18 protein-coding genes and 1 pseudogene are annotated in these 21,444 nt (G+C 73.4%); 11 read left to right on the top strand and 8 right to left on the bottom strand.

Annotation, left to right across the window (positions count from 1 at the left end):
* The 5 genes from ACN27A_RS13700 to ACN27A_RS13680 are packed head-to-tail and all read right to left on the bottom strand — an operon-like array spanning position 1 to position 3,268.
* On the bottom strand, positions 1-300 hold the full coding sequence (locus ACN27A_RS13700) for an ArsR/SmtB family transcription factor (protein ID WP_088998913.1): 300 nt from the start codon (positions 298-300) through the stop codon (positions 1-3).
* A 43-nt stretch (positions 301-343) separates the two neighbouring features.
* Positions 344-1,210, bottom strand: a complete 867-nt coding sequence (locus tag ACN27A_RS13695) for a metal ABC transporter permease (RefSeq protein ID WP_132240388.1) — start codon at positions 1,208-1,210, stop codon at positions 344-346.
* Between the two features lies 1 nt (position 1,211).
* Complete coding sequence (locus tag ACN27A_RS13690; RefSeq protein ID WP_421453240.1) at positions 1,212-1,973, bottom strand: metal ABC transporter ATP-binding protein; 762 nt, start codon at positions 1,971-1,973, stop codon at positions 1,212-1,214.
* Entirely contained in the window at positions 1,970-2,956 is a 987-nt protein-coding gene (locus tag ACN27A_RS13685) for a metal ABC transporter substrate-binding protein (RefSeq protein WP_421453237.1), read from the bottom strand. Before ACN27A_RS13685 ends, ACN27A_RS13690 begins: the two co-directional genes overlap by 4 nt.
* A gap of 54 nt (positions 2,957-3,010) precedes the next feature.
* Positions 3,011-3,268 (bottom strand): hypothetical protein, encoded by a 258-nt coding sequence (locus ACN27A_RS13680; RefSeq protein WP_421453234.1) that lies wholly within the window; start codon positions 3,266-3,268, stop codon positions 3,011-3,013.
* Positions 3,269-3,295: 27 nt separating this feature from the next.
* Between ACN27A_RS13680 and ACN27A_RS13675 the strand changes: the two genes are divergently transcribed.
* The 4 genes from ACN27A_RS13675 to dusB all read left to right on the top strand — a co-directional run bounded on the left by ACN27A_RS13675 (position 3,296) and on the right by dusB (position 6,966).
* Entirely contained in the window at positions 3,296-3,637 is a 342-nt protein-coding gene (locus ACN27A_RS13675; protein WP_311414944.1) for an antibiotic biosynthesis monooxygenase family protein, read from the top strand.
* Between the two features lie 126 nt (positions 3,638-3,763).
* Positions 3,764-4,237, top strand: coding sequence for a hypothetical protein (locus ACN27A_RS13670; RefSeq protein ID WP_421458457.1), 474 nt, complete (start codon positions 3,764-3,766; stop codon positions 4,235-4,237).
* A 114-nt stretch (positions 4,238-4,351) separates the two neighbouring features.
* A complete protein-coding gene (locus tag ACN27A_RS13665; protein WP_421453232.1) occupies positions 4,352-5,731 on the top strand; it encodes a glycine--tRNA ligase in 1,380 nt (459 codons plus the stop codon).
* Positions 5,732-5,793: 62 nt separating this feature from the next.
* On the top strand, positions 5,794-6,966 hold the full coding sequence (gene dusB, locus ACN27A_RS13660) for a tRNA dihydrouridine synthase DusB (protein ID WP_421453229.1): 1,173 nt from the start codon (positions 5,794-5,796) through the stop codon (positions 6,964-6,966).
* A 430-nt stretch (positions 6,967-7,396) separates the two neighbouring features.
* Here dusB and ACN27A_RS13655 read toward each other — a convergent pair whose 3' ends face one another.
* Positions 7,397-8,047, bottom strand: a complete 651-nt coding sequence (locus tag ACN27A_RS13655; RefSeq protein ID WP_421453226.1) for a C39 family peptidase — start codon at positions 8,045-8,047, stop codon at positions 7,397-7,399.
* An 885-nt stretch (positions 8,048-8,932) separates the two neighbouring features.
* Positions 8,933-10,762: pseudogene (locus ACN27A_RS13650) on the bottom strand (beta-N-acetylhexosaminidase); the annotation flags it as partial.
* A gap of 279 nt (positions 10,763-11,041) precedes the next feature.
* On the opposite strand from ACN27A_RS13650, the gene ppdK reads away from it, so the two are divergent.
* A complete protein-coding gene (ppdK, locus tag ACN27A_RS13645; protein ID WP_421453223.1) occupies positions 11,042-13,774 on the top strand; it encodes a pyruvate, phosphate dikinase in 2,733 nt (910 codons plus the stop codon).
* A gap of 165 nt (positions 13,775-13,939) precedes the next feature.
* Here ppdK and ACN27A_RS13640 read toward each other — a convergent pair whose 3' ends face one another.
* Positions 13,940-14,425, bottom strand: coding sequence for a roadblock/LC7 domain-containing protein (locus tag ACN27A_RS13640; protein ID WP_421453220.1), 486 nt, complete (start codon positions 14,423-14,425; stop codon positions 13,940-13,942).
* Positions 14,426-14,618: 193 nt separating this feature from the next.
* On the opposite strand from ACN27A_RS13640, the gene ACN27A_RS13635 reads away from it, so the two are divergent.
* The 6 genes from ACN27A_RS13635 (at position 14,619) to ACN27A_RS13610 (ending at position 21,439) form a co-directional block, all read left to right on the top strand.
* Positions 14,619-14,972 carry a VOC family protein gene (locus tag ACN27A_RS13635; RefSeq protein WP_421453218.1) on the top strand — a complete coding sequence of 118 codons (354 nt, stop codon included), beginning with the start codon at positions 14,619-14,621 and terminating at the stop codon, positions 14,970-14,972.
* Positions 14,962-16,263 (top strand): deoxyguanosinetriphosphate triphosphohydrolase, encoded by a 1,302-nt coding sequence (locus tag ACN27A_RS13630; protein ID WP_421453216.1) that lies wholly within the window; start codon positions 14,962-14,964, stop codon positions 16,261-16,263. Before ACN27A_RS13635 ends, ACN27A_RS13630 begins: the two co-directional genes overlap by 11 nt.
* A gap of 15 nt (positions 16,264-16,278) precedes the next feature.
* Positions 16,279-17,115 (top strand): siderophore-interacting protein, encoded by an 837-nt coding sequence (locus ACN27A_RS13625; RefSeq protein ID WP_421453213.1) that lies wholly within the window; start codon positions 16,279-16,281, stop codon positions 17,113-17,115.
* A gap of 159 nt (positions 17,116-17,274) precedes the next feature.
* Positions 17,275-18,903: a BCCT family transporter gene (locus ACN27A_RS13620; RefSeq protein WP_421453210.1), complete on the top strand. Its 1,629-nt coding sequence runs from the start codon at positions 17,275-17,277 to the stop codon at positions 18,901-18,903.
* Between the two features lie 106 nt (positions 18,904-19,009).
* A complete protein-coding gene (gene dnaG / locus ACN27A_RS13615) occupies positions 19,010-20,902 on the top strand; it encodes a DNA primase (protein ID WP_421458456.1) in 1,893 nt (630 codons plus the stop codon).
* Positions 20,903-21,439, top strand: a complete 537-nt coding sequence (locus ACN27A_RS13610; RefSeq protein WP_421453207.1) for a hypothetical protein — start codon at positions 20,903-20,905, stop codon at positions 21,437-21,439.
* Positions 21,440-21,444 lie beyond the last annotated feature (5 nt).

Below are 21,444 nucleotides of genomic sequence, written 5' to 3'. Positions count from 1 at the left end.
TCATGATCCCTCCCCGGCGTGGCTCACCGCGTCGGCCACGATGTGTGCGACGTGCTCGTCGACCAGCGCGTACGCGATCTCGCGACCCCGCCGGGAGCCGCGCACCACGCCGGCGCCCCGCAGCACCCGCAGGTGCTGGGAGACCAACGGCTGGGCGGCGCCGAGCTTGTCGACCAGCTCGTGCACGCAGCGCTCGCCCTCGGCGAGCTCGCTGACGATGGCCAGCCGGATCGGTGCCGAGAGGGCACGCAGCAGCTCGCTCGCGCCCTCGAAGGCGTCGTAGCCTGATCCGTCGGTCACCCTGTAACGGTAACCAATCCCACCGACACGGCGCTGACCAGGATCAGTGGAGCACGACCTCGTGCGGCTCCGGCGCGGGCGCGGCGGCGGGGGTGCGCCGCCGGCGCAGCGTCCGCCACGCCGCGCCGAGGACCGCGACCACCCCGAACGAGGCGATCGCCATCAGCACCACCGAGGCGCCGGGGGCGGTGTCGGCGTTCGCGGCCACCCAGACCCCGGAGCCGGCGGCGAAGAGCCCGAGCGCCATCGCCGCCGCCATCGTGCTGCGGAACCCCCGGGTCACCTGCTGCGCGGTGGCCACCGGCACCACCATCAGCGCGCTGATCAGCAGCACCCCGACGGCCCGCATGGCGATCGTCACCGTGACGGCGGTGGCCACGGCGAGCAGCAGGTTGAGCGTGCGTACCGGCAGGCCGGAGACGCGGGCGTACTCCTCGTCGTGGCAGACCGCGAACAGGGCCGGGCGCAGCGCCAGCATGGTCACCCCGATCGCGACGCCGAGCACCGCGATGGTGGTCAGGTCCTGCGGGGAGATCGTGGTCAGCGACCCGAACAGGTAGGCGTTGAGGTTGGCGCTGGTGCTGTCGGAGAGCCCGACCAGCGTCACGCCGCCGGCGATGCCGCCGTAGAAGAGCAGGGCCAGGGCCAGGTCGCCGGAGGTGCGCCCGCGGGCGCGGACCAGCTCGATGGTGATCGCGCCGGCGGTCGCCACGGCCACGGCGACGAGAACGGGGGAGCGGTTGAGCAGCAGGCCCGCGCCGACGCCGGTGAGCGCCACGTGCCCGACCCCGTCGCCGATCAGGGCGAGCTTCCGCTGCACCAGGTAGATGCCGAGCGCCGGGGCGGCCAGGCCGATGATCAGCGCGCCGATCAGGGCCCGCTGCATGTAGGGGTACTGGAAGAGTTCCATCTCAGCTGCTCCACAGCCCGGCGGGCTCGTCGGGACCGTGCGGGTGCACGTGGTCGTGGTCGGGCTCCGCGTGGTGGCCGGCGGGCTCGGGCACCGCGCCGTCATGGCAGATCCCACCCTGGTGTACGACGACCGCCCGGCTGATCAGCGGCCGCAGCGGCCCGAGCTCGTGGGCCACCAGCAGCACCGTGCCGCCATCGGCGACGAAGGCGTGCAGCGCGCCGGCGAACGCCTCCTGGCTGGCGGCGTCGACCCCGGCGGTCGGCTCGTCGAGGACCAGCAGCTCCGGCTGGCCGGCCAGCGCCCGGGCGATCAGGGTGCGCTGCTGCTGCCCGCCGGAGAGGGTGGCCACGGGATCGCGGGCCCGGTCGGCCAGCCCGACCGCCTCCAGCGCGGCGGTCACCGCCGCCCGGTCCGCCGCGCCGGCCGGGCGCAGCACCCCGCGCCGGGCGAGCCGACCGGCGGCCACCACCTCGCGGACGGTGGCCGGTACGCCGCTGCCGGCGCCGAGGCGCTGCGGGACGTACCCGATGCGGTGCCGCTGCCGGAAGCGGCGCAACGGGCGGTCGAAGAGGGTGACCGACCCGGAGCTGAGCGGCACCAGGCCGAGCGCGGCGCGGATCAGGGTGGACTTGCCGGAGCCGTTGGCGCCGAGCACCGCGACCACCTCGCCGGCGGTCACGGTCAGCGAGACGTCGCGCAGCACGGGGCGGCCGTCGTAGCCGACCACCCCGTGCGCGACGGTGATGACTGGGGTTGTCACGAGCAGCTCAACGCCGTCCTCAGGGTCGCAAGGTTGGTACGCATCACCGAAAGGTAGTCGCCGCCGCCGGTGGACAGCCCCTCCAGGGGGTCCAGCACCGCGGTCTTCGCGCCGACCTCGGCGGCGATGGTCTCGGCCACCTTCGGGCTGACCAGCGTCTCGAAGAAGATCGTGGTGGCCTTGTGCTCCCGGGCCTCCTGGGCGACCTCGGCCAGGCGCTGCGGGGACGGCTCGTTGTCGGGGCTCAGCCCGGTGATGCCGATCTGCTCCAGCTGGTAGCGCCCGGTCAGGTAGCCGAAGGCGGTGTGGCTCACCACGATCTCCCGCCGCTGGCAGGTCTTCAGCCCGGCCGTGAACTCGGCGTCCAGCTTCTCCAGCTCGACGCGCAGCGCCTTGGCGCGGGCCGTGTAGTCGGCGGCACGGTCCGGGTCGGCCCGGCCGAGCCGCTCGGCGAGCTTGTCGCCGACCGTGGCGAGGCGGGTCGGGTCCAGCCAGAGGTGCGGGTCCTTGGCGCCGCCCTCCTCGTGGCCGGGCTCCTCGGCCTTGCCCGACTCCTCGGGGTGGGCGTGCTCCTCACCCTCGTGGTCGTGGTCGTGGCCGCCCGCGGCAGCGTCCAGCAGCGGCTGCACGGTCGACACGTCGAACGCGCGGTCCTTGGCGTTCTGCTCGACGGCCTCGTCCAGCGCAGGCTGGAAGCCCTTGAGCAGGACGACCAGCTCCGCCTCGGCGACCTGGCCGACCTGGCCCGGGTTCAGCTCCAGGTCGTGCGGCTCCGCCCCCGGCTTGACCAGGTTGCTCACGTTCACCGCGTCGCCGCCGATGCGCTCGGCGAGGAACTGCAGCGGGTAGAAGGCGGCCACCACGTCGACCCGCTGCGGGTCGGCGCCGGTCGTGCCGTCGTCGGAACAGGCCGTGACACCGCCCAGGGCGAGCAGGGCGGTGGTGGCGACGGCCAGGGTGCGCGGGGCGGAGCGGATGTTCATGACATGAACTGTCCGCGACAACGATAATGATTGTCAAAAACGCATGCTTGCATGTCAGAGCAGCTTCACCAGGCCCGCGGTGACCAGCAGGATGAGCGCCACCAGCCGGATCACCCGGGTCGGCACCGTCTGCACCGACCAGGTGGTGACCAGCAGCGCAGCCACGGCCGCGGCGAGCAGCAGGGTCAACAGCCCGCCGACCACGCCTGGGGTGAAGAACGCGACAAGCACCAGCACGAGGGTGACCAGGAACACCGTCGTCGGGTTCGCCCGGGCCAACCGGGCCGGCATCCGGCTCTGCGTACGCTGCATCCCACAGACTCTACGAGGAGGAACCCCGTGCTGGTGACGAACCGGTTCGTGGTGGACGTCGATGTCGCCGACGAGTTCACCGAGCGGGCGCACGCCGCCCTCGCCGCGCTCGCGGCCCGCCCCGGTTACCTGCGCGGCCAACTGGTCCGGGCGCTGGACGACCCCCGGCACTGGTGCCTGGTCACCGAGTGGGAGTCGGTCGGCACCTACCGGCGGGCCCTGGGCGGCTTCGATGTCAAGATCACCGCTGTGCCGCTGCTCGCCGAGTCGCTCGACGAACCGTCGGCGTACGAGGCGCTCGCCACCGCCGCCCCGGGCGGGGACGTCGTCCCGGCCGCCAGCGATCGGGCCGCTGGTCCTTACCGCTGAGCCCGCGGGCACTACATTGCTTGCATGACCGCTCCCGGACCGGCGACCCCGCCGCCGTACCCTCCGTCGCCCGGCCAGCAGGGGGCGCAGCCGCCCGCCGTGCCCGGCCCGCCGGCGGACCCGGGCGTGCCCGCCCCGCCGGCCGGGCCGGGGGTCACCCCGCCGTTCGCGGCGCCGCCCACCGAGGGGCGCAACACCCGGCTCTGGCTCGGGCTGGGCGCCGGGGCGCTCGCCGTGCTGCTCTGCTGCGGCGGTGGCGGCGCGGCCGTGGTGGGTCTGGCCGTGACCGGGGTGCAGGCCGTGCGCGAGCAGGGACGCACCGTCTCCACCGACTACTACCGCGCGCTCGTCGAGCGGAAGTACGGCGCGGCGTACGACCAGCTCTGCGATGACGCGCAGCGGCGCGAGTCACGCCGCGAGTTCGAGCGCCGGGTGGCCGCCGAGCCGCAGATCGCGACCTTCCGGGTGGGCGACGTGGACGCCGTCTCCCTCACCGTGCCCGTCGACGTCACCTACACGGGCGGCCGGCAGGACCGGCAGGAGGTCGCCCTCGGGCAGGACCAGCAGACCGGCGGCATGGAGGTGTGCGGGGTGAGCTGACCCGCCCCCGGTATTCTGCTGGGCCCGGGACGGCACGGGTCGTACCGTTGTCCCGAACTGTTCCTTCCGTCCTTACCGCGTCCCCGCCGACCGCCAGTCGGCGTAGGAGGAAACATGCCAGCCGACCGTATCGACGCCGTCGTCAGCCTCGCCAAGCGCCGAGGCTTCGTCTTCCCCTCCAGCGAGATCTACGGAGGCACCCGGTCGGCGTGGGACTACGGTCCGCTCGGCGTGGAGCTGAAGGAGAACGTCCGCCGGCAGTGGTGGAAGACGATGGTCCAGCAGCGCGACGACGTGGTCGGCCTCGACTCCGCCGTGATCCTGGCCCGCGACGTCTGGGCCGCCTCCGGCCACCTGGACGCGTTCGTCGACCCGCTGACCGAGTGCCAGTCGTGCCACAAGCGGTTCCGGGCCGACCACCTCGAGGAGGCGTACGAGGCCAAGCACGGCAAGCCGCCGGCCTCGCTGACCGAGCTGAACTGCCCGAACTGCGGCAACAAGGGCACCTTCACCGAGCCGAAGATGTTCAACGGCTTGATGAAGACCTTCCTCGGCCCGGTCGAGAGCGAGGAGGGCATGCACTACCTGCGGCCCGAGACCGCCCAGGGCATCTTCGTCAACTACAAGAACGTCGAGACGGTCGCCCGCAAGAAGCCGCCGTTCGGCATCGCCCAGACCGGCAAGTCGTTCCGCAACGAGATCACCCCGGGCAACTTCATCTTCCGTACCCGCGAGTTCGAGCAGATGGAGATGGAGTTCTTCGTCGAGCCGGGCTCGGACGAGCAGTGGCACGAGTACTGGCTCTCCGAGCGCTGGAACTGGTACCTCGACCTGGGCCTGTCGGAGAGCAACCTGCGCTTCTACGAGCACCCGAAGGAGAAGCTCTCCCACTACTCGAAGCGCACCGTCGACATCGAGTACCGCTTCCGGTTCGGCGGGACCGAGTTCGCGGAGCTGGAGGGCATCGCCAACCGCACCGACTTCGACCTCTCCACGCACAGCAAGCACTCCGGCGTCGACCTGTCCTACTTCGACCAGGCCAAGGGCGAGCGCTGGATGCCGTACGTCATCGAGCCGGCCGCCGGCCTCACCCGCGCGGTGCTCGCGTTCCTGCTGGAGGCGTACGACGAGGACGAGGCGCCGAACACCAAGGGCGGCGTGGACAAGCGCACGGTGATGCGCTTCGACCCGCGGCTGGCCCCCGTCAAGGTGGCCGTGCTGCCGCTGTCGCGCAACGAGGCGCTCTCGCCGAAGGCGAAGGGCCTCGCCGCCGACCTGCGCAAGCGCTGGGTGGTGGAGTTCGACGACTCGCAGGCGATCGGCCGCCGCTACCGCCGCCAGGACGAGATCGGCACCCCGTTCTGCGTGACCGTCGACTTCGACACCCTGGACGACAACGCGGTGACCGTCCGGAACCGGGACACCATGGCCCAGGAGCGCATCGCGCTGGACCAGGTCGAGCGCTACCTGATCGAGCGCCTGCCCGGCTGCTGAGCTGCGGTGGGGCCCCGGCCGGCGCGGAAGTGGCGCCGGCCGGGGCCCCGTACACTTGTCCGGTGACCGCGCCGACCGTTCCCGCCCTGCGCCCGCTGACCCTCGGGCGGCACGAGGTGTGGCCGCCGGTGGTGCTCGCGCCGATGGCCGGCATCACCAATGTCGGCTTCCGGCAGCTCTGCCGGGAACAGGGCGGCGGCATCTACGTCTGCGAGATGATCACCACCGTCGCGCTGGTCGAGCGGAACCCGAAGACGCTGCGCATGATCGCGTTCGGCGACGACGAGCGGCCCCGCAGCCTCCAGCTCTACGGCACCGATCCCGAGATCACCGCCGCCGCCGTGCGGATCGTGGTGGAGAAGGACCTCGCCGACCACATCGACCTCAACTTCGGCTGCCCGGTCCCCAAGGTCACCCGCAAGGGCGGCGGCTCGGCGCTGCCGTGGCGCCGCCGGCTCTTCGCGCGGCTGGTCAGGGCCGCGGTGGACGCCGCGTCACCCGCCGGGGTGCCGGTCACGGTCAAGATGCGCAAGGGCATCGACGACGACCACCTGACGTACGTCGAAGCGGGCCTCGCCGCCCAGGACGCGGGCGTGGCGTCGGTCGCCCTGCACGGGCGTACGGCCGCGCAGCGCTACTCCGGCACGGCGGACTGGGACGCCATCGCGACGCTCAAGCAGGCCCTCGACGTGCCGGTGCTCGGCAACGGCGACATCTGGGAGGCCGACGACGCGCTGCGGATGGTGGCGCACACGGGCGTCGACGGGGTGGTGATCGGCCGGGGCTGCCTGGGTCGACCGTGGCTCTTCGCCGACCTGGAAGCCGCGTTCGACGGCCGCCCGGAACGCCGCCTGCCCACCCTCGGCGAGGTGGCGCTGACGATGCGCCGGCACGCCGAACTGCTGGTCGACCAGTTCACCGTCGGCTCCCGTACCCCCGCCCGGGGTGAGCGGGACGGCTGCACCGACTTCCGCAAGCACGTCGCCTGGTACCTCAAGGGCTTCCCGGTCGGCAGCGAGCTGCGCCGCGAGCTGGCCATGATCGAGAGCCTGGCGCAGCTCGACGACCTGCTCGCCAAGCTGGACCCGACCGAGCCCTTCCCCGTGGCCACCTTGGGCCAGCCTCGCGGCCGCACCAACTCGCCCGGCAAGGTCTTCCTGCCCGACGGCTGGCTGGCCAGCCGCGACGACGACACCGTCCCGGAGGGCGCCGAACTGGCCGACTCGGGCGGCTGAGCCCTCCGCCCCGCCAACCCGGCTCCCGGCCCCGGCCCCGGCTCCCGGTCCCGGCTCCCGGCTCCCGGCCGCCAACCCCGGGCCTCGGCTGCCCCCGGCTCCCGCCCCGGGCCCCGGCTGCGGGCTCGGCCCGGGGTGCTCGGCTGCGGACGCCGGGTGAAGGTGAAGATTCGGGCTGCCCCCGGGCCCCGGCTGCGGCTCGGCCCGGCCTGCTCGGCTTCGGACGTCGAGCAAAGGTGAGGACTCGGCTGCCCCCGGGCTCTGGCTGCGGCTCGGTCCCGGCTGCTGCCTTGGGCCTCGGCTTCGGCTCGGCACCGGCTCACCCGGTTACGCACGCTGGGTGAAGGTGAGAGACGACGAAAGGGCCGGCCCCTTGTGGGGCCGGCCCTTGTCGTTGGGTTTTCGCCGGGTGCGTGTTGCCGTTGTTGGGTCAGGCGGTGTAGCCGCGGGTGGCGATCCAGTCGGCGAGGTTGTCGACGCTCATCCGGTAGGAGGCCTGGTTGGGGTTGGCGGAATCAGCAATCGTCACGGTGTTGCCGTTGTCGCGGTAGCCGACGACGCTGATGTAGTGCCCGCCTTCGAAGGAGTGGGTGGTGCCGTCGGTGTCGGTGGCGGTGCCGGCGATGTTGGCGACGATGGCGTGGCCTTCGTCGATGGCGGTGACGATGTCGGCGCGTAGCTTGTCGGTCTGCTTGTCGTCGGCCTTCGGCTCACGGATCTCCACCGACTGGTAGGCGTCCTTGCCGGTCTCCTTGTTCAGGACCGGGGTGATGTCGTTGATGGAGTTGGTGCCGGCTTCGGTGGTGCCCATGCGCTGGGCCATGCCGTCGACGTCGATGTTCTTGCCCTGCACGCTCAGGGCGTTGCGGGCGGCGGCGGGGCCGCAGTAGTAGAAGTTGGGCTGTGCCTCGTAGCGCACGCCGAGTTCGCGCTCGCTGCCCTTGCGGTCCTGGGCGGCGCTGGTGGGCTTGGCCTCGGCGGGGGCGGCGAGGGCGGTGGTGACGGGGCCGGCGATGGCGCCGCCGGTGAAGGCGAGCCCGGCAGCGGTCAGGGCGGTCTTACGCAGGATGTCGGTACGCATGGTGGCAGCACCTTTCGATCGGGGGTACGCGGACGCGCGGGGGAGCGGCGTGCCGCGAGGGGGGGAAAGTCAGAACGGATCGCTCCGGCGGTGGGGGGACCTGCTCGGGCGTCCGGGATGTCTCAACGACCCGGGGCGGCCAGTCATTCCGCCGGCCGGTCGGGCCACCGTGGCGCGGGGAAGCGCCGTGGGTATGCCATGTTCAACGACCCGCACCGGCCCACGATTCCGCCGTCGAGGTGGCGCCGGCCACGGGACGCACCGGACGGCGGCGACATACAGGCACGGACCCGGACGCCGCGAAGCGGACAAAAATTCCACAACTCTGCAGTCCGCCGCAGCCGTTGCAGTCCGCCGCCGTCGGCCGTCGGGGTGAGCATGGGGCGGCGAGCGCGCTGTCGAGCTGATGTCGTAAACGACTCACGCTGCCCCTACGGCACGAACCGCGTCTCCGCTCCGCGCCGTCGGCCCGCTTTCCCGGCCGATCTGGGACGGACGGCACCGCTGAATCGTCTACGACATCAGCTCGACAGCGCGCTCGCCGCCCCGTCCCTGCGCCGGCACGCGGCCACACCCCGTCGGTGCCCACTCTCGCGTCCGTCCGCTGGGCTCCTACCGGAGATCTTGGTGAGAAACCGCCCCTCCAGGGGCCATTTCGTACCAAGATCTCCACCGGTGATCCGGTGATCCGGTGATCCGGATTCGGTGGCCCGGTGACCCGGTGACGACCGCGATGGCGGCGGCCGCCACCGCGGCGGGGATGGGGGCGTCGGCGCGGGCGTCAAGCAGAGGGGCCTGGCGCGGGGGCCTCCTCGGGGCCGGTCTGGGTGGGGATCGCGGTTTGCGGCGCGTTGGGAGTCGGGTGTCGGTCTGGGTGGGGATCGCGGTTTGCGGCGCGTTGGGAGTCGGGTGGTCGGCCTGGGTGGGGATCGCCGCCTGTCGCGTGGCGGGAGTTGGTCGCTCGGCGGGCCAGGGGATCTCCGGCGAGCGGTGGAAGGCCATGCCGGCCGCAGTCCAGCGCGGGCCGTGACCGGCCAGCCGGTCGCGGAACCCGGCCCAGTCGTGCGTCGCGCGGGGCGACCAGCCCAGCTCGGCGATCGCGGGCAGGCGCGGGAGGAGCATGAACTCGACCTCGGCCCGCGAGGTGACCGACTCGGTCCACAGCGGCGCCTCCACGCCCAGCACCGCGTCGGCCGGCACGCCGGCCACGTGGGTGCCGGGATCCCAGTCGTACGCCCGCCGCACGTCGATCAGGCCGGCCCAGTCGTGCCCGATGGGGGTGTCCGGGGCGTACTTCATGTCGAGGTAGGCGTGGTTGCCAGGGGAGAGGACGAGCCGCGCGCCCCGGTGGACGGCGTCCGCCGTGACCGGGTCCTCGCCCTTGGTGCCCCACCACTGGAGCACCCGTCCCTCGGCGTGCGCGACGGGCGCGATCTGGTGCCAGCCCACCACCGTCTTGCCGGTTGCGGCGACGATGCGCTGGGTCCGCTCGACGAAGGCCGCGTACGCGTCGGGACGTACCTTGAACGCCTCGTCGCCCCCGATGTGCAGCCACGGCCCGGGGGTGAGCGCCGCGATCTCGCCCAGCACGTCGGCGACGAAGTCGTACGTCCGCTCGTTCGTGGGGTCGACGTAGCTGAAGCCGACCTCGGTGCCGGTGTACGGCGGCGGCGCGGTGCCGTCCGGGGCCAGCTCGCCGTACGCGGTCAGCGCGGCGTTGGTGTGCCCCGGCAGGTCGATCTCCGGCACCACGGTGACGTGCCGCTCGGCGGCGTAGGCGACGATCCGCCGGTAGTCGTCGCGCGTGTAGTGCCCGCCCGCGCCGCCGCCCACCTCGACCGCCCCGCCGACCTCCGCGAGCCGGGGCCAGGAGTCGATCGCGATCCGCCAGCCCTGGTCGTCGGTGAGGTGCAGGTGCAGGTGGTTGAGCTTGTAGCGGGCCAGGTGGTCGATCACCCGCAGCACGTCCGGTACGCCGAAGAAGTGCCGGGCCACGTCGAGCATCGCCCCCCGGTAGGGGAACCGGGGCCGGTCGGTGATCGAGCCGCCGGGCAGCGCCCAGTGCTCGGCGACCGGCACCGGGCTCTCGATGGCGGCGGGCAGGAGCTGCCGCAGCGTCTGCACGCCGTGGAAGAGCCCGGCCGGGGTGGCGGCCCCGATCCGTACGCCGTCGGGTGTCACGTCGAGCCGGTAGCCCTCCGGGCCGAGTTCGGCGGAGGCGGCCAGCGTCAGGGTGATACCGCCGGCCGGCTCCGGTCGGGTGGCGTCGGTCACCGGCAGCGGGTAGCCGGTGGCCGGCCGGAGCAGGGCGGCCAGCTGTCCGGCGACGGCGCGGGCGTCGTCGCCGGTCACCCGGATTGCCGCGTCGGGAGTGAGGACGAAGTCGGCGCCCGGGACCGGCGTGACCCGCTCCGGCGCGGGCACGACGTCGCCCAGCCGGACCCGGCCCGGCGTGACGGGCAGGTCGTGGGCGACCCCGGGTGGCGTGACGGGCCGGTCGTCGGCGGCCCCGGGCGGCGGGGCGAGCAGGTCGTCGGCGGCCCGGGTCGCCGCCCGGGCCAGCTCGGCGGCGGCCGGTTCGTGGACCGGCAGGGCGCGGTGACCGGGCTCCCGCTCGTCCACCCCGGCGGCGCGGGACGGGTCGAGCGGCTCCGGGGCGGCGGTGGGAACGGCTGGCACGGCGTCGGCTCCGAGGGGTGTATTTGCGGCGGTTATGGCAAAGGTGAGGTTCACCGAAAAGCGTGCGGCCAAGGATACGAGGCGAAGCCGGAAATGCGTGATCGTGCGCGTGGAAGCGTTCCCAAAAACCGGTACGAACGCGGATAGTCGGGATGGCTGTGCCTATTGTCACCGAACGGTCCCGGGCCCCTCGATGTTCGCTTAGCCTTCGCCCACCGGCCGGCTCGGCACCGGGATTGCCGGTGGTCCGTCCCGGGGTATGAGAGCGACTGAACCTTCGTTAAGTGTCGGACCGGCGCGCGTGGGAGGGCTCTGGTGGCAAAGCAGGAGACGGTGGAACACAAGTACGTGTACGCCTTCGCCGAGGGCAACAAGGATCTCAAGGAACTGCTCGGTGGCAAGGGGGCCAACCTGGCCGAGATGACCAATCTCGGCCTGCCGGTCCCACCGGGCTTCACGATCACCACGGAGGCCTGCAAGGCGTACCTCGTCACGGGGGAGGAGCCGGACGGCCTCGCCGACCAGATCGCCGCGCACCTCGCGTCGCTGGAGCAGGCGATGGGCAAGCGCCTCGGTGACCCGGAGGACCCGCTGCTGGTCTCCGTCCGCTCCGGCGCCAAGTTCTCCATGCCCGGCATGATGGAGACCGTCCTCAACGTCGGCCTCAACGACCGCAGCGTCCAGGGGCTCGCGCGACAGGCCAGCGGCGCGGACGCGCAGACCTCCGGCGGCGCGGACCGGTTCGCCTGGGACTCCTACCGCCGCCTGATCCAGATGTTCGGCAAGACGGTGTGCGAGGTGCCGGGCGAGGAGTTCGAGCACGCGCTCGACGACGCCAAGCGGGCCAAGGGCACGCACGACGACCTCGACCTCGACGCCGACGACCTGCGGGGGCTGGTCGACGCGTACAAGAAGATCTTCTTCAAGCACACCGGCCGGGAGTTCCCGCAGGAGCCGCGCGAGCAGCTCGACCTGGCCATCCGCGCGGTCTTCGAGTCGTGGAACGCCGAGCGCGCGGTGCTCTACCGCCGCCAGGAGCGGATCCCGGCCGACCTGGGCACGGCGGTCAACGTGGTGGCGATGGTCTTCGGCAACCTCGGCCCGGACTCCGGCACCGGCGTCGCGTTCACCCGCGACCCCGCCAGCGGCGCCCAGGGCATCTACGGCGACTACCTGGCCAACGCCCAGGGCGAGGACGTGGTCGCGGGCATCCGCAACACCGTGCCGCTGCAGGAGCTGGAGCGGCTGGACAAGAAGTCCTACGACGAACTGCTCGGCATCATGGCCCGGCTGGAGGGCCACTACAGGGACCTCTGCGACATCGAGTTCACCATCGAGCGCGGCAAGCTCTGGATGCTCCAGACCCGCGTCGGCAAGCGCACCGCCGCCGCGGCGTTCGTCATCGCCGGGCAGCTCGTCGACGAGGGCCTGATCGACCTCGACGAGGCGCTGCACCGCGTCAACGGCGCGCAGCTCGCCCAGCTGATGTTCCCCCGGTTCCGGCTCGACCACGAGTTCCAGCCGGTGGCGAAGGGCATCGGGGCGTCGCCGGGCGCGGCGTCCGGCAAGGTGGTCTTCACCTCCGCCCGCGCGGTCGAACTGGCCGCCGAGGGGGAGTCGGTGATCCTGGTCCGGCGCGAGACCAACCCCGACGACCTCAACGGCATGATCGCGGCCCAGGGCATCCTCACCTCGCGCGGCGGCAAGACCAGCCACGCCGCCGTGGTGGCGCGGGGGATGGGCAAGACCTGCGTCTCCGGCGCCGACGAGATCGAGGTCAACGTCCCGCAGCGCCGGTTCGTCGTCGGCGGGCAGACCGTCGTCGAGGGCGACGTCGTCTCCATCGACGGCACCACCGGCAAGGTCTACCTCGGCGAGGTGCCGGTCATGCCGTCGGAGGTGGTGCAGTACTTCGAGGGCAGCCTCGACCCCGAGCACGTCGACAATCCGCTGGTGCGGGCCGTACACCGGATCATGTCGCACGCCGACGCCCGGCGGCGGCTGGCCGTGCGCACGAACGCCGACACCGGCGCGGACGCCGCCCGGGCCCGGCGCTTCGGCGCGGAGGGCATCGGCCTCTGCCGCACCGAGCACATGTTCCTCGGCGACCGGCGCGAGCTGGTCGAGCGGCTGATCCTGGCCCGCGACAACACCGAGCGGGAGGCCGCGCTGGCCGCGCTGCTCCCGTTGCAGCGCGCCGACTTCGAGGAGATCTTCCGGGAGATGGACGGGATGCCCGTCACCGTCCGGCTGATCGACCCGCCGCTGCACGAGTTCCTGCCCCCGCTGGAGCAGCTCGCGGTCAACGTGGCGGTCGCGCAGGAGCGCGGCGAGGACGTGGCGCAGGAGGAGGCGCTGCTCGCCGCCGTGCGGCGGATGCACGAGGAGAACCCGATGCTGGGCCTGCGTGGCGTCCGCCTCGGCCTGGTCATCCCGGGTCTGTTCGCCATGCAGGTCCGGGCGATCGCGGAGGCCGCGGTCACCGTCACCCGCAGCGGCGCGGTGGCCCGGCCGGAGATCATGGTCCCGCTGGTCGGCGCGGTGCAGGAGCTGGAGACCGTACGCGCCGAGGCCGAGAAGATCATCGCCGAGGTGGTCGGGGACAGTGGCGTCGAGGTGCTGATCGGCACGATGATCGAGGTGCCCCGGGCGGCGCTGACCGCCGGCCAGATCGCCGAGGCGGCGCAGTTCTTCTCCTTCGGCACCAACGACCTGACCCAGATGGGCTGGGGGTTCTCCCGCGACGACGTCGAGGGCGCGTTCTTCTGGCGCTACCTGGAGCTGGGCATCTTCGGCATCTCGCCGTTCGAGTCGATCGACCGCGACGGCGTGGGCCGGCTGGTGCGCATCGCCGCGGAGGAGGGCCGGGCGGCCCGCCCGGAGCTGAAGCTCGGCGTCTGCGGCGAGCACGGCGGCGACCCGGAGTCGGTGCACTTCTTCCACGAGGTCGGCCTGGACTACGTGTCCTGCTCGCCCTTCCGGGTGCCCGTCGCCCGGTTGGAGGCCGGCCGCGCGGCGGTGGAGACGGACGGCTCCGACAGCCGCTGACGCACGAGGACGACTGACGCACGAGGACGACTGACGCACGAGGACGACAGGCCGGCGGCGGACCCGGGGGAGCGGAATCCGCCGCCGCTGCCGTGCGGGCGGCCCGTGCCGGCGCGACCGCACCGTGGGTCGGGAGCCGGTCGCGGACCGACTCCCGGGGGTTGCTCAGACCGGCGGGCGGCGCCAGGTGTGGGGGGTGACGCGCCGGGGCAGCCTGCCGCCCGAGGTGCGGGCAGCGAGCCGGGCGTGCGCCTCGGGCACCGTCGCCGCCCCGATCAGGCGGCTGGTGTCCAGCACCGAGCCGGTGCGCCGGGCCACCGCCCGCGCGTCGGCGTGCAGCTCGTCCAGGTCGGCGCTGGCGTCGGCGACCAGCGTCAACAGGGCGTTGCGCCCGGCGGGGTAGGTGACGACGGCGCCGGTCGAGGTGCGGACCACCGACTCCCGGAACTCGCCGTGCCGCACGGTGTCGGCCACCCGGTGGCCGAGGCCGAAGCTGGCCGCCGCGAGCGCCGCCAGGTGGGTGGCGTCCGTCGTCGGCAGGTCGCTGGAGATCAGCAGGCCGTCGGTGCCCGCGAGCACCGTGCCCGCCACCTCCGGGCGGCGCCGGCGCAGCTCCGACAGTTCCGTTCCCATCATCGTGTCCGCGTTCACGGGCGTCTCCCCACCGTCGGGCCCTCAGTCTGGTCACGTTCCGCGCTGGGAACGCTACCGGCGGCCATGCCGGATCGCGATCCCGTAACCGTCGGCGATCGGTCGACAACTCTCGACTGTTCGGAGGTTGCGTAGCCGTCGGGCGCGCGCCGGCGGCGCGCCGTTCGCGGCGCGCGGGCGTAACCTGATCGGCATGAGCAGCGCCTGGGAGAGCCTGACCGTCGACGCCCGGGACCCCGCCCGGCTCGCCCGCTGGTGGGCCGAGGCGCTGGGCTACCAGGTGGTCACCGAGCAGCCGGACGAGGTGGAGATCCGCCGGTCCGCCGACCGGCTGCCGGGCATCGTCTTCGTGCCGGTGACCGACGACAAGACGACCAAGAACCGGCTGCACATCGACCTGCGTCCCGACGACCAGGAGGCCGAGGTCGAGCGGCTGGTCGACATGGGCGCCCGGCACGTCGACGTGGGGCAGGGCGACAGCGGGTGGACCGTGCTGGCCGATCCGGAGGGCAACGAGTTCTGCGTGCTGCGGCAGCGTGAGGACTGAGCCTCCCCGGCCGGACGACCCGGACGTCGCCCGCTGGGTCGACGAGCCGCCGAAGGACACCGGTCACGGGCGGTCGGCGTACGAGCGGGATCGCGCCCGGGTGCTGCACTCGGCGGCGTTCCGGCGGCTGGCCGCGAAGACCCAGGTGCACACGGCCGGCACCGACGACTTCCTGCGTACCCGGCTGACCCACTCGCTGGAGGTCGCGCAGATCGCCCGCGAGATGGGGGCCCGGCTGGGCTGCGACCCGGACGTGGTCGACACCGCGGGGCTCGCCCACGACCTCGGTCACCCGCCGTTCGGGCACAACGGCGAGGACGCGCTGGACGACCTCGCGGCCGGCTGCGGCGGCTTCGAGGGCAACGCGCAGACGCTGCGGGTGCTGACCCGCCTGGAGGCCAAGGTGGTGGCCCCGGACGGGAGGTCCGCCGGCCTCAACCTCACCCGGGCCTCGCTCGACGCGGTCAGCAAGTACCCGTGGCCCCGCCGCCGGGAGCAGCGCAAGTTCGGGGTGTACGACGACGACCTCCCGCTCTTCGCCTGGCTGCGCACGGGCGGCCCGGGTGACGACCGGCGCTGCCTGGAGGCGCAGGTGATGGACTGGGCCGACGACGTCGCGTACTCGGTGCACGACGTCGAGGACGGCATCCACGGCGGGTACGTGGCGCTGCGTACGCTGCTGCGCGACCCCGACGAGCGGGCCGCGCTCTGCGCCGACGTCGCCGCCACCTACTCCGGCGAGTCCCCGGCCGACCTCGGCGACGTGCTGCTGGAACTGCTCGACGACCCGGTGCTCGCCCCGCTGGCCGGTTACGACGGCAGCCACCGCGCGCAGGCGGCGCTGAAGGCCACCACCAGCGTGCTGACCGGCCGCTTCGTCTCGACCGTGGTGGCGGCCACGCAGGAGCGGCACGGCCCGGGCCCGCACCGCCGCTACGCCGCCGACCTGGTGGTGCCCCGGCGGATCGGGGCGCAGTGCGCGCTGCTCAAGGGCATCGCCCTGCGGTACGTGATGCGTCGCCCCGGCGCGGGGGACCGCTACCGGCGGCAGCGGGAGGTGCTGGCGGAGTTGGTGCACGCCCTGGTCGACCGGGCGCCGGACGGGTTGGATCCCGTCTTCGCCCCGCTCTGGTCGGCCGCGCCGGACGACGCGGCCCGGCTCCGGGTGGTGGTCGACCAGGTGGCCTCGCTGACCGACCCGGCGGCTGTCGCCTGGCACGCGCGGGTGGTGCGCGGTGGGGACGGGCATCCGCCGACGGGGGATCAGGGATGGGCAGGCGCGCGAACTTAGGTTAGCCTAACCGGCATGACGGAGCGCCCCATCAAGGTCACCACCGCCCGGGTACTGCGCACCGAGCGGCCCACCCCCCACGTCGTCCGGCTGGTGCTCGGGGGTGAGGAGCTGACCGGCCTGCCGGTGGGCGAGTTCACCGACCACTACATCAAGATCGTCTTCCCGGCGCCGGGGACGCGGTACCCGATCCCGGCGGACCTCAACGCGCTCCGCCGTGACCTGCCCCGGGAGCAGTGGCCCCGGCTGCGCGCGTACACGGTGCGGGCCTGGGACGCGTCGGCCGGTGAGCTGACCGTCGACATCGTGCACCACGGCGACGTGGGGCTGGGCGGGCCGTGGGCGGCCGCGCTGCGCCCCGGCGACCCGGTGCCCTTCGTCGGCCCCGGCGGGGAGTACGCCCCCAGCCCCGACGCCGACTGGCACCTGCTGGTGGGCGACGAGAGCGCGCTGCCGGCCATCGCCGCCGCCCTGGAGCGGCTGCCCGCCGGCGCCCCGGCCACCGTCTTCGTCGAGGTCGCCGACCCGACCGAGGAGCAGCCGCTGGCCAGCCCGGGCGCGGTGCGCCTGACCTGGCTGCACCGGGGCGACCGCCCGGTCGGGGAGGCCCTGGTCACGGCCGTCCGCGCCCTGGAGTTCCCGCCCGGTGACGTGCAGGCGTTCGTGCACGGCGAGGCCACCTTCGTCAAGGATCTGCGCCGCCTGCTCCGCGTCGAGCGCGCCGTTCCCCGCGAGCGGCTCTCCATCTCCGGCTACTGGCGCCGGGGCATGGACGACGAGGGCTGGCGGGCCAGCAAGCCCGACTGGAAGCGGCAGGTGGAGGCCGAGGAGGCCGCCGCCGTCCCGGCCTGACCGACCACTGCCTGACGGGCCTCGCCGCGCCTGACCGGCCCGGCACGCCCACGGCTGCCGGGCCGTGGCCGTGCCGACCGAGGCGGTCGGGCCGGGCAGGTTCGCCCGATATCGCCGTGTGCCGCCCTCCTGCCCAGCAGGATGGGCAGGGGGTGGCGCATGAGCGGGCAGGTACGGGACCAGGCCGTGGGCCGGATCGACCGCACGGTGCTGGCGCTCAGCGTCGGCGGCGTACTGGCCGTGGTGGCGTGGGGCGTGCTGGCCCGGGGCTCCCTGGCCGGCTTCGGCGAGTCCGGCCTGGCCTGGGTCATCGACACCTTCGGCTGGTTCTTCGTGGTGGCCGCCGACGCCTTCCTGGTGCTCTCGGTGATCATCGCGGCGACGAGGTTCGGCCGGATCCGGCTCGGCGCCGACGACGACGAACCGGAGTTCAGCACGCTGGCCTGGGTCGCCATGATGTTCAGCGCCGGCATGGGGATCGGCCTGGTCTTCTTCGCCGTGGCCGAGCCCATCCAGCACTACGCCGCACCTCCGCCGGCCACCGGCGTCGCACCGCAGACCGGCGCGGCCGGCGCGACGGCGATGCAGTACACCCTCTTCCACTGGACGCTGCACCCCTGGGGGATCTACGCGGTCGTGGCGCTCGCGCTGGCGTACTCGACCTTCCGCAAGGGCCGGGAGAACCGGATCTCGGCGGCCTTCCAGCCCGTGCTCGGGGATCGTGCCGACGGCGCGGCCGGGCGCGCGATCGACCTGCTGGCCGTCTTCGCCACCGTGTTCGGCTCGGCGACCAGCCTCGGCCTCGGCGCGCTCCAGGTCACCGCCGGCCTCGACCTGGTGGCGGGGATTCCGGACACGACCACGGTGGAGCTGGTGGTGATCGGCGCGCTCACCCTGGCCTTCGTCATCTCCGCCTTCTCCGGGCTGCACCGGGGCATCAAGTGGCTCTCCACCACCAACGTGCTGTTGGCGGTGCTGCTGATGCTCTTCGTCTTCGCGGTCGGGCCGACCATCTACACGCTGGAGGTCCTGCCGGCCTCGGTCGGCGACTACCTGAGCAACCTGGTCTTCATGTCCACCCGCACCGGGGCCTTCTCCGATCCGTCCTGGCTCGGCTCCTGGACGATCTTCTACTGGGCGTGGTGGATCTCCTGGGCGCCCTTCGTGGGCACCTTCATCGCCCGCATCTCCCGGGGCCGCACGGTCCGGCAGTTCGTCGTCGGGGTGCTGCTGGTGCCGAGCGGGGCCAGCGCGGTCTGGTTCGCCGTGCTGGGCGGGAGCGGGCTGCGGGCGCAGGCCACCGGAGCCCGGGACCTGGTCGCCGACGTCGGGGCGGGCACCGAGCAGGCTCTCTTCGGCCTGCTGGACGCGCTGCCGCTGGCGACGCTGACCAGCGTGCTGGCCATGGTGCTGATCGCGCTGTACTTCGTCACCAGCGCCGACTCGGCGTCCCTGGTGCTCGGCTCGCTGACCTCCCGGGGCGCGCTGCGCCCACACCGCGTGCTGGTGGTGGTCTGGGGCGTGCTGATCGGCGCGGTCGCCGCCGTACTGCTGCTGGTGGGCGGGCTGGACGCGCTGCAACAGGCGACCATCCTCGTCGCCCTGCCCTTCGTGGTGGTGATGCTCGGCCTGGCCGTCGCGCTGGTCCGGGACATGGCCCGGGAGCCGGCGGTCAACCCACCGCCGCGGGTTCGCCGCTCCGGCCTGGCCGCGGCCGTCCGGGCCGCCCGGTCGTACGACGAGGAGGACCCGCCGCCGGTGCGGCGCTACCTGCGGCGCCCGCGCTGACCCGGGTGGCCGGTGGCGGCCGTCGCGGGCGCGGGCGCCGAGGTGACGGCGGTGGTCGCCACACGCGGCGTCCCCCGGCGGCGCGGCGTCGGTGCGGCAGGGCAGGATGTACGCCGAGGGGGTGGCGGACATGGCTGGGCGGATCCGGGACGAGGACATCGCGCTGGTCCGGGAACGCAGCTCGATCGCCGACGTCATCTCCGAGACGGTGACCCTGCGGTCGGCCGGCGGTGGCAACCTCAAGGGGCTGTGCCCGTTCCACGACGAGAAGAGCCCGTCGTTCAACGTCTCGCCCGCCCGCAACGTCTGGTACTGCTTCGGCTGCGGCGCCGGCGGCGACGCGATCAAGTTCCTGATGGACGCCGAGCACCTCAGCTTCGTCGAGTCGGTCGAGCGGCTCGCCCACCGCGCCGGCCTCCAGCTGCGCTACGTCGAGAACGACTCCGCCACGCCGCGCCCGCGCCCGCAGCAGGGGCAGCGGCAGCGCCTCGTCGCCGCGCACGCCGCCGCCGTGGAGTTCTACCGCGGCCAGCTCACCACCGCCGGCGCGCGTGCGGCCCGGGAGTTCCTGGCCCGGCGCGGCTTCGACCGGGCCGCCGCCGAGCGCTACGGCTGCGGCTTCGCGCCCGACGCCTGGGACCTGCTCACCAAGCACCTGCGTCAGCAGGGCTTCAGCCACGACGAGCTGGTCACCGCCGGGCTGTCCCGCCCGTCGCGCTCCGGCACGCTGATCGACCGGTTCCGCCGCCGGCTGATGTGGCCGATCCGCGACCTGACCGGCGACGTGATCGGCTTCGGCGCCCGCAAGCTCTTCGACGACGACGACGGCCCGAAATACCTGAACACCCCCGAGACGCCGATCTACAAGAAGTCGCACGTCCTCTACGGGATCGACCAGGCCAAGCGGGAGATCGCCAAGCAGGGCAAGGTGGTGGTGGTCGAGGGCTACACCGACGTGATGGCCTGCCACCTGGCCGGGGTCCCGACGGCCGTGGCGACCTGCGGCACGTCGTTCGGCGGGGACCACATCGGGGTGCTGCGCCGGCTGCTGATGGACACCGACGACGTGGCCGGCGAGATCATCTTCACCTTCGACGGGGACGCCGCCGGCCAGAAGGCCGCCCTGCGCGCCTTCGAGGACGACCAGCGCTTCGTCGGGCGTACGTTCATCGCGGTCAGCCCCGACAACATGGATCCCTGCGACCTGCGTCTGGCCAAGGGCGACCTGGCCGTCCGTGACCTGGTGGCGCGCCGCGAGCCGCTTGTCGACTTCGCGCTGCGGCACGTGATCAACCGCTTCGACCTCGACACCGTCGACGGCCGGGTCGAGGCGATGCGTCGGGCCGCGCCGCTGGTCGCCAAGCTCAAGGACCGGGAGAAGCGCCCGGAGTACGTGCGCAAGCTCGCCGGCGACCTCGGCATGGAGATCGAGCCGGTGCAGCGGGCCGTGCTCGCCGCCGCCTCGGCCGCACCCGGCCGGGACGCCCCGCCCGCGCCCCGGCCCGCCCCGGCGGAGCCGATCGTCGACAACCCGCAGTCGATGGTCGAGCGGGAGGCGCTGAAGCTCGCCCTCCAGGAGCCGGTGCTGGCCGGGCCGATGTTCGACGCGGTCGAGGCGTCGGAATACCGGCACCCCGTGCACGTGGCGGTGCGGGCGGCCGTCGCGGCGGTCGGCGGGGTCGCCACGGCAGCCGGCGGCGCGGTCTGGATCGAGTCGGTCCGCGACGCCTGCGAGGACCTGGCCGCCCGGGCGCTCGTCGGCGAACTGGCGGTGGAGCCGCTGCGCATCGACGGCGAGCCCGACCCGCGCTACGTCTCGGTCACCATGGCCCGGTTGCAGTGGGGCTCGGTGACCAGCCGGATCAGGGACCTCAAGTCCCGGATCCAGCGGATCAACCCGGTCAACAACAAGGACGAGTACTTCGCCGCCTTCGGGGAGCTGCTGTCGCTGGAACAGCACGCCCGGGCGTTGCGCGAGCAGGCCGCGGGAGGACTGTAGATGGGACTGTTCCGCCGCAAGCCGAAGCTGCCCGCGGCCCAGCGGCCGCCGCTCGCCGCCGAGGAGCGGGTGCTCGCCTGGGCCGCCGTCGGCGACGGCCAGGACGACGGGGTCGTCGTGGCCAGCAACCTCGGCCTCTGGCTGCCCGGCCGGGCGCAGAGGCTGGGCTGGCACGACATCCTCAAGGCGGTCTGGTCCGGCCGGCAGCTCACGGTGACCCCGGCCGAGCTGTCCGCCGAGCGCGACGGCTACCTGGTGGTGGCCGACGGCCCGGCCGAGAGCCACCTGCTGCTCGACCCGGGTGAGCTGCCGCACCAGGTGCGGGAGCGGGTCACCCGGTCGGTGGCGTACACGCAGCACCGCCCGGTGCCCGGCGGCGCCGGCCGGGTCGCGGCGCGCCGGGTGCCGGGGGTGGACGGCCTCACGTGGACGGTCCGTCTCGACCCCGGCACCCCGGCCGACGACCCCGAGGTGCTCGCCGAGACCGACCGCCTCGTGGCGGAGGCCCGCGCCGCCACCGCCCCGGCGGACGTCTGACCGGC

The sequence above is a fragment of the Micromonospora sp. WMMD737 genome, from assembly GCF_049179055.1.
Lineage (GTDB): Bacteria > Actinomycetota > Actinomycetes > Mycobacteriales > Micromonosporaceae > Micromonospora > Micromonospora reichwaldensis.
The sequence above is the reverse complement of the archived record's forward strand: the minus strand, read 5'-3'. Positions and strand labels throughout refer to the sequence as shown.

What these genes read in the sequence shown, in the direction of transcription:
- ACN27A_RS13635 (WP_421453218.1), top strand. Translation starts at nt 14,619, where the DNA reads ATGAGCAGCGCCTGGGAGAGCCTGACCGTCGACGCCCGGGACCCCGCC.
- ACN27A_RS13610 (WP_421453207.1), top strand. Translation starts at nt 20,903, where the DNA reads ATGGGACTGTTCCGCCGCAAGCCGAAGCTGCCCGCGGCCCAGCGGCCG.
- ACN27A_RS13625 (WP_421453213.1), top strand. Translation starts at nt 16,279, where the DNA reads ATGACGGAGCGCCCCATCAAGGTCACCACCGCCCGGGTACTGCGCACC.
- dnaG (WP_421458456.1), top strand. Translation starts at nt 19,010, where the DNA reads ATGTACGCCGAGGGGGTGGCGGACATGGCTGGGCGGATCCGGGACGAG.
- ACN27A_RS13695 (WP_132240388.1), bottom strand. Translation starts at nt 1,210, where the DNA reads ATGGAACTCTTCCAGTACCCCTACATGCAGCGGGCCCTGATCGGCGCG.
- ACN27A_RS13685 (WP_421453237.1), bottom strand. Translation starts at nt 2,956, where the DNA reads ATGAACATCCGCTCCGCCCCGCGCACCCTGGCCGTCGCCACCACCGCC.
- ACN27A_RS13680 (WP_421453234.1), bottom strand. Translation starts at nt 3,268, where the DNA reads ATGCAGCGTACGCAGAGCCGGATGCCGGCCCGGTTGGCCCGGGCGAAC.
- ACN27A_RS13655 (WP_421453226.1), bottom strand. Translation starts at nt 8,047, where the DNA reads ATGCGTACCGACATCCTGCGTAAGACCGCCCTGACCGCTGCCGGGCTC.
- ACN27A_RS13665 (WP_421453232.1), top strand. Translation starts at nt 4,352, where the DNA reads ATGCCAGCCGACCGTATCGACGCCGTCGTCAGCCTCGCCAAGCGCCGA.
- ACN27A_RS13620 (WP_421453210.1), top strand. Translation starts at nt 17,275, where the DNA reads ATGAGCGGGCAGGTACGGGACCAGGCCGTGGGCCGGATCGACCGCACG.